This is a genomic window from Actinosynnema sp. NPDC020468 (assembly GCF_040642015.1).
Taxonomy (GTDB): Bacteria; Actinomycetota; Actinomycetes; order Mycobacteriales; family Pseudonocardiaceae; genus Actinosynnema.
In genome coordinates this window covers 36,576-53,714 of the sequence record NZ_JBFAEO010000052.1, presented here as the reverse complement: position 1 = coordinate 53,714, position 17,139 = coordinate 36,576, and the positions used below count along the sequence as shown (strand labels likewise).

Here is a 17,139-nt window from a genome sequence, read left to right as displayed (position 1 = left end):
CCCCTTGACGCATGTGGTTGCCTCAGGCAGGCCATACGGGGAGAACACGACGCCCTAACCCCCGGAGGCGCTGCCCGTCCGGCGAGGACGCTCTTACGCTCTTAAAGCTCTTACGCTTTCAGGCTTTCACCGCCTAGACGGTGAACCCGAGAGCGCGAAGCTGCTCCCGCCCGTCATCGGTGATCTTCTCGGGCCCCCACGGAGGCATCCACACCCAGTTGATCCGGAAGTCGGACACGACCCCACCCCCGCCACCCCCGACCAACGCCGACCGAGTCTGATCCTCGATCACATCGGTCAACGGACAGGCAGCCGAGGTCAGCGTCATGTCGATCACCGCGACGTTGTCCTCGTCGACCCGGATGTCGTACACCAACCCGAGATCGACGACGTTGATCCCCAACTCGGGGTCGACCACATCGCGCATGGCCTCCTCGACGTCGTCCAACGCGGCGACATCGGCCTTGGGCGGCAGAGGAGGCATCCCCTCGACCCCGCGCACAACCTGCTCGGACTCAGAAGTCACGCCCCAACTCCTTCACTACGAGCCGCACCTTCACTACGAGCCACCGCATCCTTGAACGCCATCCACCCGAGCAACGCGCACTTCACCCGAGCCGGGTACTTGGCCACACCGGCGAACGCGATCCCGTCCTCCAGCACGTCCTCGTCGGGCTCGACCTGCCCACGCCCCTGCATCAACTCGACAAACGCGTCCAACTTCGCGAACGCCTCGTCAACGGGCTTGCCCACCACCAGATCCGTCAGCACCGAGGTGGAAGCCTGGCTGATCGAACACCCCTGGCCGTCGTACGACACGTCGGCGACGATCGGCCCGTCAAGCCTGACCCGCAACGTCACCTCGTCCCCGCAGGTGGGGTTGATCTGGTGCGACTCCCCGGAGAACGGATCCCGAAGCCCACGCCCGTGCGGGTTCTTGTAGTGGTCCAGGATGATCTCCTGGTACATCTGCGAGAGCTGCATCAGGCCACCCCGAAGAACTTCTGGGCTTCCCGCACCCCGTCCACCAACGCGGACACCTCGTCCAGCGTGTTGTACAGGTAGAAACTGGCCCGCACGGACGCCGGCACCCCCAACCGCTGGTGCAACGGCCAAGCGCAGTGGTGCCCGACCCGAACCGCGACACCCAGGCTGTCCAGGACCTGCCCGGAGTCGTGCGGGTGGATCCCGTCGATGGTGAACGCCACCGCGCCACCCCGATCGACAACCGACGTGGGTCCGATGATCCGCACCCCGGGAATCCCGCTCAGCCCGTCCAACGCGGCGGCCGTCAGCAGGTGCTCGTGCGCGGCGACCCGATCCATCCCGACGGCGTTGAGGTAGTCCACGGCCGCACCGAGCCCGACGGCCTGGGACGTCATCGGCACACCGGCCTCGAACCGCGCGGGCGGAGCCGCGAACGTCGACCCCGACATCCGCACCATCTCGATCATCGACCCACCGGTGAGGAACGGCGGCAGCGCCTCCAACAACTCGCGCCGCCCGTACAGCACCCCGATCCCCGACGGCCCCAGCATCTTGTGCCCGGAGAACACCGCGAAGTCGACGTCGAGCGCCCGCAGGTCAACGACGCTGTGCGGCACCGACTGGCACGCGTCCAGCACCGTCAAGGCGTCGACCCGCCGAGCCGCCGCGACCAGCACGTCGACCGGGTTCACCGTGCCCAGCACGTTGGACTGGTGGGTGAAGGCCACGACCTTGGTGCGCGGCGTCACCACGCTGTCCACATCGGACAGGTCCAGCCGACCCTCGTCGGTCACCCCGAACCAGCGCAACGTGGCGCCGGTCCGCAGCGCCAACTGCTGCCACGGCACGAGGTTCGCGTGGTGCTCCATCTCGGTCACCACGATCTCGTCACCGGGACCGAGCCGGAACCGCGCGGCCTCCGGGCCGGCGACCGCCGCGTTGCCCATGGCGTACGCCACGAGGTTCACGCCCTCGGTGGCGTTCTTGGTGAACACGATCTCGCCGTAGGCGACCCCGACGAACGCGGCGATCTTCTCGCGCGCGCCCTCGTAGCCGTCCGTGGCCTCTTCCGCCAACTGGTGCGCCCCGCGGTGCACGGCCGCGTTCGAGGTCTCCAGGAACGCCCGCTCCGCGTCGAGGACCTGCCTCGGCCGCTGCGAGGTGGCGCCGGAGTCCAGGTACACCAACGGCTTGTTCTCCCGCACGGTGCGTCCCAGGATCGGGAAGTCCGCCCGCACGGCAGCGACGTCCAGTGGAGTAGCGGTGGTGGTCACTGCCCCGACGCCTCCTCTCGTAAGCGAATCCACAACAGGGACAACGTCAGCGGGTGGTCGCGGCTTCCTGGACACCGGCGTACTTCACGTAACCCTCGTTCTCCAGCACGTCCGCCAGCTCGCGACCGCCGGACTCGACGATGCGGCCGTTCGCGAACACGTGCACGAAGTCGGGCTCGATGTACTTGAGGATCCGGGTGTAGTGCGTGATCAGCATGACGCCGACCTCGCCGGACTCCTTGTACCGGTTCACGCCCTCGGACACCACGCGCAGCGCGTCGACGTCCAGGCCGGAGTCGGTCTCGTCCAGGATCGCGATCTTCGGCCGGAGCAGACCCAGCTGGAGGATCTCGTGGCGCTTCTTCTCGCCGCCGGAGAAGCCCTCGTTGACCGAGCGCTCGGCGAACGCCGGGTCGATGTCGAGGTCGGCCATCGCGCCCTTGACCTCCTTGACCCAGTGCCGCAGCTTCGGGGCCTCGCCGCGGACGGCGGTGGCGGCGGTGCGCAGGAAGTTCGACATCGACACGCCGGGCACCTCGACCGGGTACTGCATGGCGAGGAACAGGCCGGCGCGGGCGCGCTCGTCCACGCTCATCTCCAGCACGTCCTCACCGTCGAGGGTGACGGAGCCGGAGGTGATCTCGTACTTGGGGTGGCCCGCGATGGCGTAGGACAGCGTGGACTTGCCCGAGCCGTTGGGGCCCATGATCGCGTGCGTCTCGCCTGCCCTGATGGTCAGGTCGACGCCCTTGAGGATCTCCTTGGACGCCTCGTCGGTGGTGACCGAGACGTGCAGGTCCTTGATCTCCAGAGTGGCCATTGGTGCTTCGTTCTCCTGTGGCGAGCGTGGAAAAAAGTCAGTTCGTGGTGGTGGCGACGTCCACGAAGACGTCGTCACCGCGGAGTTCGACGGCGAACACGTCGACGGGCTCGGTGGCCGGTGGCGACGACGGGGCGCCGGTGCGCAGGTCGAAGCACGACCCGTGCAGCCAGCACTCCACGCCCTTGCGGGTGACCTCGCCCTCGCTGAGCGCGACCTCGGCGTGCGAGCAGAGGTCGCGCAGCGCGTGGACGACGTCGCCGTCGCGGACGAGCAGGACCGGGGTGTACTCGGCGCCGACCTCGAACGCGACCGGCTTGCGGTCGTCCAGGTCGGTCAGCGAGCACACCCTGATCACACCCCCACCGCTTCGAGTTCCGCCTCGATGGCCGCCTCCAGGCGCTCGCGCACCTCGGGAACGCTGATCTTCAGCAGGATCTCGTGGAAGAAGCCGCGCACGACCAGCCGGCGCGCCTGCTCCTCCGGGATGCCCCTGGCCTGGAGGTAGAACAGCTGCTCGTCGTCGAACCGGCCGGTGGCGGACGCGTGGCCCGCGCCCTCGATCTCGCCGGTCTCGATCTCCAGGTTGGGCACCGAGTCGGCGCGCGCGCCGTCGGTCAGCACCAGGTTCCGGTTCAGCTCGAAGGTCTCGGTGCCCTCGGCCGCCGCGCGGATCAGCACGTCGCCGATCCACACCGTGTGCGCGTCCTCGCCCTGCAACGCGCCCTTGTAGACGACGTTGCTGCGGCAGTTGGACTCCGCGTGGTCCACGAACGTCCGGTGCTCCAGGTGCTGGCCCGCGTCGGCGAAGTACAACCCGAGCAGCTCGGCGTCGCCGCCGCGGCCGCCGTAGGTGACCACCGGGGTGAGCCGGACGAGGTCGCCGCCCAGGGTGATGACGGTGTGCCGGAACGTGGCGTCGCGGCCGAGCTTCGCGTGGTGCGCGGAGACGTGCACCGCGTCGTCGGCCCAGTCCTGGATCGCGACGACGGTGAGGTGCGCGCCGTCGCCGACGACGAACTCCACGTTGTCCGCGTACGCGCCCGACCCGCGGTGGTCGATGACGACGACGCCCTCGGCGAACTGCTCGGCCCGCACCAGCAGGTGCCCGTAGGCGACCTGGTCGACGCCGGGGCCGGTGACCGTGACGGTCGTCGGCTCGCTCTTGACGTCGCGCGGCAGCGTGATGACGGTCGCCTCGGCGAACGCCGACCACGCCTGCGCGGCGACGCGGTCGCCCGGCGTGCCGGCGGTGCCCAGGCGCTTGTCGCCGCGCACCGCCGTGTCGACGTCGACGCCCTCGGGCGCCTTGACGTCGACCGCGGCGGTGCCGGTGGCGGGCGCGCCGTTGTGCAGGTTGCGCAGGCGCTTCATGGGGGTGAAGCGCCAGATCTCCTCGCGACCGCCGGGCACCTCGAAGGCGTCCACGTCGAACGAGGCGAAGTGCTCGGCCCGCGACGAGATCGGGACGACCGCCCCGTGCGAGTGGGCCGTCAGGCCGTGTTGCTGGTCTTCGGTGGTGACGGCCATGTCAGCCGACGGCCCCTTCCATCTGAAGCTCGATCAGGCGGTTCAGCTCGAGCGCGTACTCCATGGGCAGCTCGCGCGCGATGGGCTCGACGAACCCGCGCACGATCATCGCCATGGCCTCGTCCTCGTTGAGACCGCGCGACATCAGGTAGAACAGCTGGTCCTCGGAGACCTTGGAGACGGTCGCCTCGTGACCCATCGACACGTCGTCCTCGCGGACGTCGACGTACGGGTAGGTGTCCGAGCGGCTGATGTTGTCCACCAGCAGCGCGTCGCACTTGACCGTGGACTTCGAGTGGTGCGCCCGCTTGTTGACCTGGACCAGGCCGCGGTAGGACGTCCGGCCGCCGCCCCGTGCCACCGACTTCGACACGATCGTGGACGACGTGTGCGGCGCCATGTGGACCATCTTCGCGCCGGCGTCCTGGTGCTGGCCCTCGCCCGCGAACGCGATCGAGAGGACCTCGCCCTTGGCGTGCTCGCCCATCAGGAAGACGGCCGGGTACTTCATGGTGACCTTGGAGCCGATGTTGCCGTCGATCCACTCCATGGTCGCGCCCTCTTCGGCCTTGGCGCGCTTGGTGACCAGGTTGTAGACGTTGTTCGACCAGTTCTGGATGGTCGTGTAGCGGCAGCGACCACCCTTCTTGACGATGATCTCCACGACCGCGGAGTGCAGCGAGTCCGACGAGTAGATCGGCGCGGTGCAGCCCTCGACGTAGTGCACGTACGCGCCCTCGTCGACGATGATCAGCGTGCGCTCGAACTGGCCCATGTTCTCGGTGTTGATCCGGAAGTAGGCCTGGAGCGGGATGTCGACGTGGACACCCTTCGGCACGTAGATGAACGAGCCGCCGGACCACACCGCGGAGTTCAGCGCGGAGAACTTGTTGTCACCGGAGGGGATGACGGAGCCGAAGTACTCCTTGAACAGCTCCGGGTGCTCCCTCAGCGCCGTGTCGGTGTCGAGGAAGACGACGCCCTGCTCCTCGAGGTCCTCGCGGATCTTGTGGTAGACCACCTCGGACTCGTACTGGGCGGCGACACCGGAGACGAGGCGCTGCTTCTCGGCCTCCGGGATGCCCAGCCGGTCGTAGGTGTTCTTGATCTCGTCCGGGAGCTCGTCCCAGGTGGTCGCCTGCTTCTCGGTCGACCGGACGAAGTACTTGATGTTGTCGAAGTCGATGCCCGACAGGTCGGAGCCCCACGTGGGCATCGGCTTGCGGTCGAACAGGCGCAGTGCCTTCAACCGGAAGTCGAGCATCCACTCGGGTTCGTTCTTCTTCGCCGAGATGTCCCGAACGACGTCCTCGTTCAGACCACGGCGAGCGCTCGCGCCGGCCACGTCGGAGTCGGACCAGCCGAACTCGTAGCTCCCGATGCTCGCCAGGGTTTCCTCCTGGGTGAGCGGGGTCGTGGTGGTGCGCTGCTCGGCAGCGGCAGTCATGCGGGCTCCCCTCCGGTGTTGTTCAAGGGTGTGTTCGGGATGTGTGTCGTGCACACGGCGTCGCCGCGCGCGATCGTGGCCAGGCGCTGCACGTGCGTGCCGAGCAGGTCCGCGAACGCGGCCGTCTCGGTTTCGCACAGCTGGGGGAACTCGGCGGCCACGTGCGCCACGGGGCACAGGTGCTGGCAGAGCTGCTCACCGGTGTTGACGTGCCGCGCGGACGCGGCGTAGCCCTCCCTGGTGAGCGCGACCGCCAGTGCCTCGGCCCGCTCGGCGGGCTCGGCGCGGCTGACGATGGTCGCCCGGTGCTGGTCGACGAACGCGGAGACCCGGCGCTGAGCGAAGGCCCGTACCGCCTCCTCCCCGCCCTGTTCGGCGAGGAACCTCAGTGCGGCGACCGCGAGGTCGTCGTAGGCGTGCCCGAAGCGGGCCCGCCCCTGTTCGGTGAGCAGGAAGAGCTTGGCCGGGCGCCCCCGGCCGCGCGCGCCACGGCGTGACGCCTCCCTGCTGACGGCCTCGCCGTCGGCCACCAGCGCGTCGATGTGCCGGCGCACGGCGGTCGGGCTGAGCCCCAGCGTCTCGGCGACGGCCGCGGCCGTGACCGGGCCCTGCTCCAGCAGGAGCCGGGCGACGCTGTGCCGGGTGCGGCCGTCGTGCCCCTGGTGGGGCACCGCGGCGAAGTCGCTCCCGGCGTTTTTCACAACACCAGTGTTGCGTATTTCCCCGGCAGTCGCAAACAGCCATCACGCGAGGCGTTCGGGTGACGTGGACCACCCGTGCCGCTCCCCCGCCACGCCGCCCGGAAACACCGCGTAACGTCCCATCGTTCAACAATCCTACAAAGCGGCGCGTAACGCGGCGAGCGGGGCGGCTCGGCAGGCAGGGCCGCGGCGGGTCGAGGCAGCCAGGGGGTCGGAGCGGGCCGGGTCGCGGACAGCGGGTGGGGTTCGGGCGGTCACGGTGGCCGAGGGCCGGCGACGGCGGGCACCGGCCGGGAGCGAGGCCGGTGGAGGACGCGGCAGCATGGCGGGTAGCGGTCTCCGTCGGCAGGTCCGGCCGGCGGGCCGCGCGAGGGCGTGGCTCGAGGTGCCGGGTTTGGGCGGTTCGTGGACGCCGGTGGCGCGGTGGGCGGGTTCTCGGGGGTCGGCGGGGTGGGTGGTCGCTACCCTTCCGGCGTGGCGGCGGGTGGAGTGGTGATGGTGGAGCGGCGCGAGTTGGACGAGGCCGCCGCTCTCGACGCGGTCGAGCGGCGGCAGTTGGACATCATCCGGCGGTGGGGGACCGTCGGGGCGTTGCTGTTGGCCGTCGGGTCGCTCGGATCAGGCGCCGCGCCGGTGTTCAGCCCGTTGCCGGGTACGCCGGTGCTCGGGTTGTTCACCCGGATGCCCAGCGCGGCCATGGGGATCGCGTTCACCGGGATGTTCCTGATCGTGTCCGCGTGGTTGTGGCTCGGGCGGTTCGCGCGGCCCGGGCGGCCGCGGTTGGTGTCGCGCAGCCAGCTCGACCGGACGCTGCTGATGTGGATCACGCCGCTGGTGTTCGTGCTGCCCATGTTCAGCCGGGACGTCTACAGCTACCTCGCCCAGTCCCAGATCGCCGCCAACGGGCAGGACCCCTACGAACTCGGGCCCGCCACCGCGCTCGGCGTCGACCACCCCCTGACCACCAACGTGCCGAACATCTGGCGCGAGACGCCGGCGCCGTACGGGCCGCTGTTCCTCGCCGCCGGCCGGCTGATCTCGATGGTCACCGGGAACTCCGTGCTGCCGGGCGTGTTCCTGCACCGGCTGCTGGTGCTGGTCGGCCTGGCCATGATCGTGTGGGCGCTGCCCCGGCTGGCCCGCCGGTTCGGGGTGCCGCCGGTGAGCGCGCTGTGGCTGGGCGCGGCGAACCCGCTGGTGCTGTTCCACCTGGTCGTCGGCGTGCACAACGAGGGCCTGGCGATCGGCCTGATGCTGGTGGGCCTGGAGTTGGCGCTGCGGAAGATGCCGACCACACCGGGCGCGCCGACCACGCGCGAGGAACTGCTGTGGATCGTGCTGGGCGCGACCATGATCACGTTCGGCGCGGCGGTGAAGATCCCGGCGGCGCTGGCGCTCGGCTTCCTCGGCGTGATGCTCGCGCGGCGGTGGGGCGGCACGTTCACCGACCTGCTCAAGGCCGCCGGGCTGCTGCTGGTGGTGTCCGGGGTGGTCATGGTGGCCACGTGCCTGGGCACCGGGCTCGGGTTCGGCTGGATCCAGACGCTGAACGTGGCGGGCACGGTCAAGAGCTGGATGTCGCCGCCGACCGCGCTGGGCTTCCTCGGCGGCGGCCTGGGGTTGACGCTGGGGCTGGGCAACCACACCGACGCGATGATCACGTTGATGCGCCTGCTCACCCAGGCGGTGTCGGTGGTGCTCGTGGCGACGCTGATGTGGAAGGCGTTCCGCGGTCGGATCAAGGCGGTCAACGGCCTGGGCGCGGGCCTGGGCGCGGTGCTCGTGCTGGGTCCGGTGCTCCAGCCCTGGTACGTGCTGTGGGCCGCGCTGCCGCTGGCCACGGCGATGCTCGCGCGCCGGTTCCGGGTGTTCGCGACCACGGCCAGCGCGGTGATCGCGGTGATCCTGCCGCCGACCGGCAGCGCGTTCGACGGCCGCGCCTACATCGTGCCGCAGGCGGTGGCGGGCGCGCTGGTGGCGTTCGGGCTGTGCCTGTTCGTGGCCCGCAAGCAGGTGTTCCCGCTGATCCGGAAGGACCCGCTGCCCGGCTCCGCCTAGCCCGAACGGGCGGTAACACCTCCAAGTCCGGCGGACGGGCGTCCGGCGCTTGAGAGGATCCCGCCCCGGGTGGAGGGAGCACGTCGTGGCCGAGATGCCGCAGGAGCAGATCCGGTTCGCCGTCGTCCTCAACGGCGGGGTCAGCCTCGCCGTGTGGATGGGCGGCGTCGTCCTGGAGCTCGACCGGCTGACCAGGGCCGTCGACGGGTACGCCGAGCTGCTCGACGTGGTGGGCGCCACGGCGCGCGCGGACGTCATCACCGGCACCTCGGCGGGTGGCATCAACGGCGCGGCGCTCGCGCTGTCCCAGGTCAACGCGAACGCGAAGCTGGAGCGGTTGCGGGACCTGTGGGCCGAGCAGGGTCGGATGGAGCAGCTGCTGCGGACGCCGTTCCGCGGCGCGCCGGTGTCGTTGCTGCGCGGCGACGAGTTCTTCCTGCCGCGGCTGCGGGAGGCGTTGAGCAGGCTGACGACGGACTTCGCGCCGACGCCGCCGGCCGAGCGGCCGGTGGACCTGCGGATCACCACGACGCTGCTGTCCGGCGTGCCGACGACCACCTACGACGACCTGGGCCAGGCGCTCGTGCAGTCGAGCCACCAGGGCAGCTTCTCGTTCCGCCGCGACCCGACCGGCCGCGACGACTTCGCGCCCGACGGGATCACCGGCCTGGTGGACCGGATGGCGCTGGCGGCCCGCTCATCGGCGTCGTTCCCGTTCGCGTTCGAGCCGTCCTACGTGCCGGTGGGCGCCACGGCGCCGGACCGGCCGGACATGGCGGACGTGGCGTCGTGGTCGGACGGGACGGCGGACCGGTCTCGGTACGCGGTCGACGGCGGCGTGCTGGTGAACACGCCGACGAAGGAGGCGCTGGACGCGATCGACCGGATGCCGGCCGAGGGTCCGGTGCGCCGGGTGATGCTGCTGGTGTTCCCGCACGCGCCGCAGGCCGCCGAGTCCTCCGCGTGCGGCGACCTGCCCAGCACGATCGGCACCGGCGGGCAGCTGCTGGGCGCGTTGACCAGTCAGAGCGGGCGCACCTACGTGGAGCGGATCGAGGAGCACAACCGGTTGGCCGCGTCCCGGCGCGGTGGGCGCGGCGCGCTGCTGGACCGGTTGGCCGCGGGCGGCTCGGTGACCGGGAAGCTGTACGACCTGGCGGCGGCGTTGCACGACCACTACGAGGACGTGCGGATCCGGATGGCCGCGCGGGACCTGACCGCGCGGCGGTTCGAGGTGCCGGGCGCGAACCCGGCGGGCTCGACGTTCGAGCGGGTCCGCAGCTCGGCCGAGGCGGCGCAGCGGGCGTACCGGGCCGAGCACGGGTCGCTGCCCTACGTGCCGCGGCGGGCGTTGCCGCACGCGCTGCCCGAGGTCGGGTGGCCGTGGGGGCTCCAGATGGCCGAGCGGGTCGCGTCGGCGGCGGCGGACCTGCTCAAGCGGCGGGTGTGGGTGGTGCCGGACACCGCGGAGGAGCCGTTCGCCCGGGCGTGTCCGCGGATCGCCCGGGCGCGGGCCGACCTGTACGCGGTGCGCGAGGAGCTGCGGGAGGCGCGCGAGGACCTGGACCGGCGGTGGGCCGACGACCGCGGCGACCTGGGCCGGGCCTACTGGCTGGAGCGGGTCGGGGCGTACGCCGCCGGGATGGGCACCGGGGAGGTGGGCGCGCGGGTGCGGGCCGCGGTGGACCGGATCGGCGGGTTGCTGGACGTGGCGCACGACATCCTCGTGCTGCTGGACGACACCCGGTTGCGCATGGGCGGCCTGGAGAACTGGCGGGCGCTGCTCGACGCGGCGGCCACGCCCGAGGAGGAGTCGGCGGGGTTGGACCCGGCCGGGCGGCGGCTGTCCCGGTTGCTGGCGCTGGAGATCGCGACGACGTGCCTGGCCGACGACACCCGCGGCGGGGTGGACCAAGCGGTCGAGCTGGTGCAGATCAGCCTGCGCACGCACAACGCGTTCGCGGACTACAGCCTGACGCCGGAGGACAAGGCCGGTGGCGCGTCGCTGGCCCGGTTCTCCGGTTTCCTCAAGCGGTCCTGGCGGGTCAACGACTGGATCTGGGGTCGGCTCGACGGGGCGACCATGCTGTGCAAGGTGCTGTTCGACCCGCAGCGGTTGCTGCGCATCGACCGGCTGTCGGGCTCGGCGTCGTCACCGGATCCCGTCGAGCGGGCCCGGATTCGGGTGGAGTCGTTGGTGTCTGCGCTCTTCGGCGAGGCGCCGGCGCGGTTGCGGTCCACTGTGGACCGCGCGGTGGCGGAACTCGCCGACGTGTACGCGCGTCCGGACGACGACCACCCGCCGACGTGCGCGGCGCTGGCCGAGTTGGCCGCGTGGGGGTTGCACGTGCGGATCGTCTGCGAGGAGATGCCGTCGTTGCGCGCGGCGATCCTGGCCGACCGCAACGACGGCGCGGACCGGCGGTCGCGCGGTGAGCTGTTCCTGGAGGAGCACGACCGGCTGCTGGCGCGGTTCCCGGTGCGGACGCGGGAGGAGCGGGTCGCGGTCGGGTTGGAGGCGCTGGAGGCGTTCGACCGGGCGGGGATCGGGCGCGAGCCGCTGACCCAGGAGTCGAGCAGCGACCAGGTGATCCGCACGGCGGCGACGGCCGCGGCGGTGGCGATCACCGTGGCGGACAGCGGGAATTCCGGGCTGGGACCGGCGAAACCGCTCACCCGGGCGTTGCGCGGCGCGGCGTTGCTGCCGTACTGGACGATCACCGGGTTGACCCGGGGTGGGCGGCTGGCGCAGTTCCTGGCGCTGCTGGGGTTCGCGCTGGGCGGGGTGCTGCTGGTGCTGGCGCTGTTCGACCTGCTGCCCGCGTGGGCGGTCGGTCCGGCGGCGGCGCTGGGTGGCGGCGTGGTCGCGGCGGCGTTCGGGTACGCGGCGCTGCGGTCGGGAACCCTGTTGCACGGCTTGGTGTTGCTGTCACCGGTGATCCCGCTCGGGGTGGTCGCGGTCGACCGGACGCGGGGCGCGCTGCGGGCCGGCGAGACGTCCGGCCAGGCGGTCACCGGTGTGGTCGCGGTGGGTGGCGTGCTGCTGGTCGTGGTGGCCCTGCTGGTGATCGGCAGCCTGCCCGCGCCGGTCGGCACCCCGCTGTCGGTCCTGCGCCGAATCCGCGTCCGGCCGCGGTTGCTGGCCCGGGTGGTGGTGGCCGGTGCGGTGTGCGCCGGGGTGTGGGCGGTGGTGCGGTACCGGCTGTACGACGTCGCGCCGTCGGTGGTCGTGGTGGGGACGGTGGCGGCGGTCGCCTTCGGTGGCGTGGTGTCGTACCTGCTGGGGAGTTCGCTCCGGCGGTGGCGGCGGGTGGACGGGCAGTGGCGCACCGAGGACGCCGAACCCCCGGCGGCGGCGACCGCGGGGTGGGCGGCGGTGTACGGGGCGGTGCTGCTCGCGGTCGCGGCGCTGGTGCAGGTCGCGGGGTGGCGGTTCCCGGGGTGGGAGGCGGTGCTGGTGACGACGCTGTCGTTCGGGTTGGTGCTGCTGCTGGTGACGACGTGGTGGGTGCCGGTGCGGGCCCGCCGGGCGATCGAGCGTTCCCTGGTGGAACAGGGCGTGCCGGCGTACCGGCCCGACCCGGCCACTCCCCACACGGCCGGATTCGGCTCGGGCGGCTCGGGCGGCTCGGGCGGCTCGGGCGGCCAAGACTCGGGCAGGTCGGGCGCTTCGGCCACGGATGGCTCGGCCTCGGACGGCCTTGGCGCGGACGACGCGAACTCCGGCGACCTTGGTTCGGGCGGCGCGAACTCAAGCGGCGCGAACTCCGGCGGCTCGGACTCGAGCGGCTCGGACTCGAGCGGCCTTGGCACGGGCGACACGGAGGGCGCGAACTCCGGCGACCGCGACCCAGGCGGCGCAAACCCCGGCGATCTTCGCTCGGATTCCTCGGGCATGGGAACTCCCGACTCGAGCGGCTTGGAAGACCAGGCACGGAAGGCGCATCAGGCCGATCACACAGCCCAGGAAGGCCAGGCCGAGCGTCCCGTCCCTAGCGAACAGACCGACGATTCGCGGTCACTCGAACAGACACTGCTCAAACACCTGGAGGGCAACGGCATGCTCTTCAAGTTCCTGATCCGCGTCCACGCCGGAAACCCGCGCTGAGCCCCTCCGGCCTCCGAGTCGCCCGCCGCCTCGCCCGCAGCGCCCGCGCCATCACCTCCGCTCGCCAGAGCCCTTGGTAGGATTGTTCAACAATCCCTTCATCCTGCAATTCAACAACTTCGCGACCGGCATTCACCCTTGGGTGCAGGAGATTCGAAGACAGGTCGTAGAATCGTCGGATTGTTGAACGATTGAACGAGCTTTGGCCCGTCGCCCGGATGGGTCGACGGGCCAAAGCTCGGTGCCTGGTGCCTCGCCTAATGACCGGCGGACCGGCAGGTCGGTAGACCGACGGGTCGGGTCGGTGGGCCGGGTCGGTGGGCCGGGTCGGCGGGTCGGGTCGGCGGGTCGGGTCGGCGGGTCGGGTCGGCGGGTCGTTGGGCCGCAGCGGGTGTGGGTCGGGATGTGGATCTTGGGGTGCGCTGCGGTCGGCGGGTGGTTCAGGTGGGGGTCGGGTGGGTCAGGCGGCCAGGGCGGTGGGCTTCAGGGAGGGGAGGCCCAAGGCCTGGGCGTAGAGTGCCTCGAACTTCTCCAGGGTGTCGTCGATGGCGTGCGCGGCGATGAGTTCGGTGCTCGCGGCGCCCATGCGGGCCGTCACGTGGGGGTCGGCGGTCACCGCGTGCAGGCGCTCCGCCAAGCCCGCGACGTCGCCCGGCGTGAACAGCCAGCCGTTGCGGCCCGGCTTGCACAGGTGGGGCAGGGCCATCGCGTCCGCCGCCACCACCGGCTTGCCCGCGGCCATCGCCTCCATCGTGGCCAGGCTCTGCAACTCCGCCACACCCGGCATGCAGAACAGGTCGCACCCGGCGTAGGCGTCCAACAGTTCCTCCTCCGACACGAACCCGCGGAACCGCACCCGGTCCGCGATGCCGAGCTCCGCCGCCAACGCCTCCCACTCGCCCCGGCACGACCCGTCGCCGACGACGTCCGCCCGCAGCCGCGGCACCAGGGCCACCGCGCGCAGCAACTCGTCCACCCGCTTCTCCTCGTCCAGCCGCCCGACGAACAACACCGTCGGCGACTCGGACCGCTCGACCGCCCGCCCCCGGTACCGCTCGATGTCGATCCCGCACGACACCGCCACCGCCCGCTCCGGGAAACCGTTGTCGTGCAACAACTGCACCGCGCGCGGCGTCGGGGCGGTGACCACGTCGGCCGCGCCGAACACCCGGCCGAGATCGCGCCACGCCCACCGCGACGCCGCGCCCTGCAACCACGCCGGGCACCGGGTGTGCCCGAACAGGTTCTCCGGCATGAAGTGGTTCGTCGCCACGGTCGCGAGCCCCAGCTCGGTCGCGTGCCGCAGCACGTACCGCCCCACCACGAAGTGCGCCTGGACGTGCACCAGGTCCGGCCGGAGCGAGGTCAACAACTCCCGCACGTCACCGCTGACCTGCCACGGCAACCCGATCCGGAACGTGCGGTGGAACGGCGTCCGGTGCGACCGCAGCCGGTGCACCGTGATCCCGTCCACCGACTCGGTGCGCGCCGAACCCTCCGGGTCCAGGCAGATCACGTGCACGTCGTGGTCGCGGCCCGCCAACCCCGTCGCCAACCGGTGCGCGAACCGGGCGGCGCCGTTCACATCCGGCGGGAAGGTCTCGGCGGCGATCACGATCCGCAGCGCACGTCCGTTGCTCACAACGTTCTCCGATCTGGTGGCGGCGACGGGGGTGCGCGACAGCGCGACGACTCCCCCGACGGCGATGGCGGCGCAGGCCACTTCGGCCAGCGCGGTGGGAAGACTCGTGTGGTTGGCCTCGCCGAGCAGACCCGCGCCGATCCCCACGGCGACGAGCGGGTCCACCACGGTGAGGCAGGCGACCGCCAGGTGCGGCGGACCACCGGCGTAGGCGTGCTGGATGAACCAACCGCCGACGAGCAGCGAAACGACGATGCCCGCCGCGGACACCCCGGTCGTCCAGTCGACCCGACCGCCCTGGACGTCCTGCGACACGGCGCGCATCAGCACCGACACGTACCCGTAGGCGACACCGCCGGCCGCGCCGAACCCCAGTGCCCGCACCGCGGGACGCGACGACACGACGCCCAGCAGACCCGGCACCGACACCAGGCCCAGCACGAGCAGTCCGGCGGTCAACTCGGCGTCGGGCGCGATCGGCGTCGGCGTCGCGCTGCCCGCCGCGAGCAGCACGAACAGGCCGACGCCGAGCGTCGTCACCAGCACCGCGGGCAGCTCGCGCCGTCGACCGCCGAGCAGCGCGGTGATCCCGATCGCCAGCACGCCGACCGGCTGCACGACGCTCAACGGCGCCATCCCCAGTGCCGCCGCGTGCACGACCGACCCGATCACCAGCAGCAGCAACCCGACCAGCCACCGCGGCCGGCGCAGCAGGGTCACGACCCGCAGCGCGCCCTCGGTCGCGTGCACCGCGTCGTGCTGCAACCGCGCCGCGAAGGCGAAGAACCCGGCGCCCAGCGCCGCGAGCGAGACCGCGATCCACGTCACGCCGTCACCCGCCGACCCGCCGCGACGGCCAGCGCGAACAGCAGCCCGTAGAGCAGTGCGAACAGCACCCGCTCGAACAGCCCCAGGTACACCGCGCCGTTGGACACGAACACCGCCGCGTGGCTCAGCATGAATGCCAGCGAAGTGACACCGGCGGCGAACGAAAAGCGGCGCACCGCGGTACTGCGAATGAACCGGCGGGAAATCAACCACCCGGCGAGAGGCAGGCTGGTGAACATCACCGCGCCCGCGTACCGGTGCACCAGACCGGAGACCGACGTCGGCGTCCCGGTCGGGTCCGTCGGGAACACGGCGACCACCGCGAGGCCCGCCGACCACAGCGCGATCAGCAGCGCCACCGGCCCCCGCCTGGGCAAACCGCAGGAGAACAGGCACAGCAGCAGGCACACCGACCCGGCCGCGAGCGACAGCGCCGTCACGGCCAGCAGGCCGCTGCCGTGCGCGACGAAGATGTAATCGCTGATCGTGTGGCTGATCGGGCTAAGCTCGCCGACCGACGCCACGTGCAGGTAAACAATCGGGAACAGCGACAGGACAAGGCTCGCAACAGCCAGCGGCAAGACCGCCGCCCGTCTTTTACCCCGGATCTCCGTCACGGAGAAAATCCTGGCCCGAAACGGAGCCGAACGATATCCGGATCACCCCCGAGACGACCCTGAAGCCACCCCGAAGCCGGTGGTGGGGCTGACCCCACCACCGGGGTGGGGCACGCCACGCCCTACGCTTCCCGCTCGTGAGCCCGCATCCCCAGCAACCTGCCGTGGAAGTGTCGGGGCTGGTCAAGCGGTACGGCGCGAACACCGCGGTGGACGGGCTCGACCTGACCCTGGAACGCGGCACGGTGCTCGCCCTGCTCGGCCCCAACGGCGCCGGGAAGACCACGACAGTCGAGGTGTGCGAAGGATTCCGCACCCCCGACGGCGGCACCGCGCGCGTCCTCGGCCTCGATCCGCGCCGCGACGGCGACCGCCTCCGCCCGCTGATCGGCGTCATGCCCCAGGGCGGCGGCGGGTACCCCGGCATCCGCGCCGACGAGATGCTGCGCCTGGTCGCCACCTGCTTCGCCCACCCGCTCGACCCGAGGTGGCTGCTCGACGTGCTCGGCCTGTCCGGTGTCGGGCGCACCCCGTACAAGCGGCTCTCCGGCGGGCAGCAGCAACGGCTGTCGCTGGCGTGCGCACTGGTCGGCCGGCCCGAACTGGTGTTCCTGGACGAGCCGACCGCGGGCCTGGACCCGCAGGCCCGCCGACTCGTCTGGGACCTCGTCGGCGCGCTGCGCTCCGACGGCGTGTCCGTGCTGCTCACCACCCACCTGATGGACGAGGCCGAGGCGCTCGCCGACCAGGTGGTGATCGTCGACGCCGGTCGCGTCGTCGCCGCCGGCACACCCGCGTCGCTCACCGCGGGCTCCGAGGACGACCGCCAACTCCGCTTCCGGGCCCGGCCCGGGCTGGAGCTGACGCTGTTGCGCGCCGCCCTGCCCGAGGGCCTGGACGTGCGCGAGCCGACCCGCGGCGGTTACCTGGTCGAGGGTCGGATCGATCCGCAGGTCGTGTCGACCGTGACATCGTGGTGTGCCCAGCAGGGTGTGCTCGCCGAGGAGTTGACCGTGGCCAAGCGGAGCCTGGAAGACGTCTTCCTGGACCTCACCGGGCGGGAGCTGCGGTCGTGAACTTCACCCCCGGCACGTTCACGCCGGCACCGGGGCGCGGCAGCCTCGGCC

13 protein-coding genes are annotated in these 17,139 nt (G+C 71.6%); 3 read left to right on the top strand and 10 right to left on the bottom strand.

Translation table 11 applies throughout. The features are described 5' to 3' along the window. Positions 1 to 133: 133 nt before the first annotated feature. The 8 genes from AB0G50_RS29635 to AB0G50_RS29600 are packed head-to-tail and all read right to left on the bottom strand — an operon-like array spanning position 134 to position 6,759. Entirely contained in the window at positions 134 to 484 is a 351-nt protein-coding gene (locus tag AB0G50_RS29635; protein WP_360114948.1) for a metal-sulfur cluster assembly factor, read from the bottom strand. A gap of 38 nt (positions 485 to 522) precedes the next feature. Further along, positions 523 to 984 (bottom strand): Fe-S cluster assembly sulfur transfer protein SufU, encoded by a 462-nt coding sequence (gene sufU, locus AB0G50_RS29630; RefSeq protein WP_360114933.1) that lies wholly within the window; start codon positions 982 to 984, stop codon positions 523 to 525. Further along, positions 984 to 2,261, bottom strand: a complete 1,278-nt coding sequence (locus AB0G50_RS29625) for a cysteine desulfurase (RefSeq protein WP_360114930.1) — start codon at positions 2,259 to 2,261, stop codon at positions 984 to 986. The genes sufU and AB0G50_RS29625 overlap by 1 nt, the downstream gene beginning before the upstream one ends. A gap of 46 nt (positions 2,262 to 2,307) precedes the next feature. Beyond that, a complete protein-coding gene (sufC, locus tag AB0G50_RS29620; RefSeq protein WP_360114927.1) occupies positions 2,308 to 3,081 on the bottom strand; it encodes a Fe-S cluster assembly ATPase SufC in 774 nt (257 codons plus the stop codon). 37 nt (positions 3,082 to 3,118) lie between these two features. Further along, entirely contained in the window at positions 3,119 to 3,439 is a 321-nt protein-coding gene (locus tag AB0G50_RS29615) for a non-heme iron oxygenase ferredoxin subunit (RefSeq protein ID WP_360114924.1), read from the bottom strand. Then, the gene (gene sufD, locus AB0G50_RS29610; RefSeq protein WP_360114921.1) at positions 3,436 to 4,611 is read right to left on the bottom strand and encodes a Fe-S cluster assembly protein SufD; all 1,176 of its coding nucleotides are present in this window, start codon (positions 4,609 to 4,611) and stop codon (positions 3,436 to 3,438) included. Before sufD ends, AB0G50_RS29615 begins: the two co-directional genes overlap by 4 nt. A 1-nt stretch (position 4,612) precedes the next feature. Continuing rightward, positions 4,613 to 6,058, bottom strand: a complete 1,446-nt coding sequence (gene sufB / locus AB0G50_RS29605; RefSeq protein ID WP_360114918.1) for a Fe-S cluster assembly protein SufB — start codon at positions 6,056 to 6,058, stop codon at positions 4,613 to 4,615. Further along, a complete protein-coding gene (locus AB0G50_RS29600; RefSeq protein ID WP_360114916.1) occupies positions 6,055 to 6,759 on the bottom strand; it encodes a metalloregulator ArsR/SmtB family transcription factor in 705 nt (234 codons plus the stop codon). Before AB0G50_RS29600 ends, sufB begins: the two co-directional genes overlap by 4 nt. Positions 6,760 to 7,233: 474 nt before the next feature. Between AB0G50_RS29600 and mptB the strand changes: the two genes are divergently transcribed. Together mptB and AB0G50_RS29590 are read left to right on the top strand one after the other, a co-directional pair. After that, complete coding sequence (mptB, locus tag AB0G50_RS29595) at positions 7,234 to 8,817, top strand: polyprenol phosphomannose-dependent alpha 1,6 mannosyltransferase MptB (RefSeq protein WP_360114913.1); 1,584 nt, start codon at positions 7,234 to 7,236, stop codon at positions 8,815 to 8,817. A gap of 94 nt (positions 8,818 to 8,911) precedes the next feature. Further along, positions 8,912 to 12,925 (top strand): patatin-like protein, encoded by a 4,014-nt coding sequence (locus AB0G50_RS29590; RefSeq protein WP_360114945.1) that lies wholly within the window; start codon positions 8,912 to 8,914, stop codon positions 12,923 to 12,925. 460 nt (positions 12,926 to 13,385) lie between these two features. Here AB0G50_RS29590 and AB0G50_RS29585 read toward each other — a convergent pair whose 3' ends face one another. Both AB0G50_RS29585 and AB0G50_RS29580 read right to left on the bottom strand, forming a co-directional pair. Further along, complete coding sequence (locus AB0G50_RS29585; RefSeq protein WP_360114910.1) at positions 13,386 to 15,395, bottom strand: glycosyltransferase; 2,010 nt, start codon at positions 15,393 to 15,395, stop codon at positions 13,386 to 13,388. Then, the gene (locus AB0G50_RS29580) at positions 15,392 to 16,012 is read right to left on the bottom strand and encodes a DUF998 domain-containing protein (protein ID WP_360114907.1); all 621 of its coding nucleotides are present in this window, start codon (positions 16,010 to 16,012) and stop codon (positions 15,392 to 15,394) included. Before AB0G50_RS29580 ends, AB0G50_RS29585 begins: the two co-directional genes overlap by 4 nt. A gap of 164 nt (positions 16,013 to 16,176) precedes the next feature. Between AB0G50_RS29580 and AB0G50_RS29575 the strand changes: the two genes are divergently transcribed. Continuing rightward, the gene (locus tag AB0G50_RS29575; protein ID WP_360114904.1) at positions 16,177 to 17,088 is read left to right on the top strand and encodes an ABC transporter ATP-binding protein; all 912 of its coding nucleotides are present in this window, start codon (positions 16,177 to 16,179) and stop codon (positions 17,086 to 17,088) included. Positions 17,089 to 17,139: the final 51 nt, after the last annotated feature.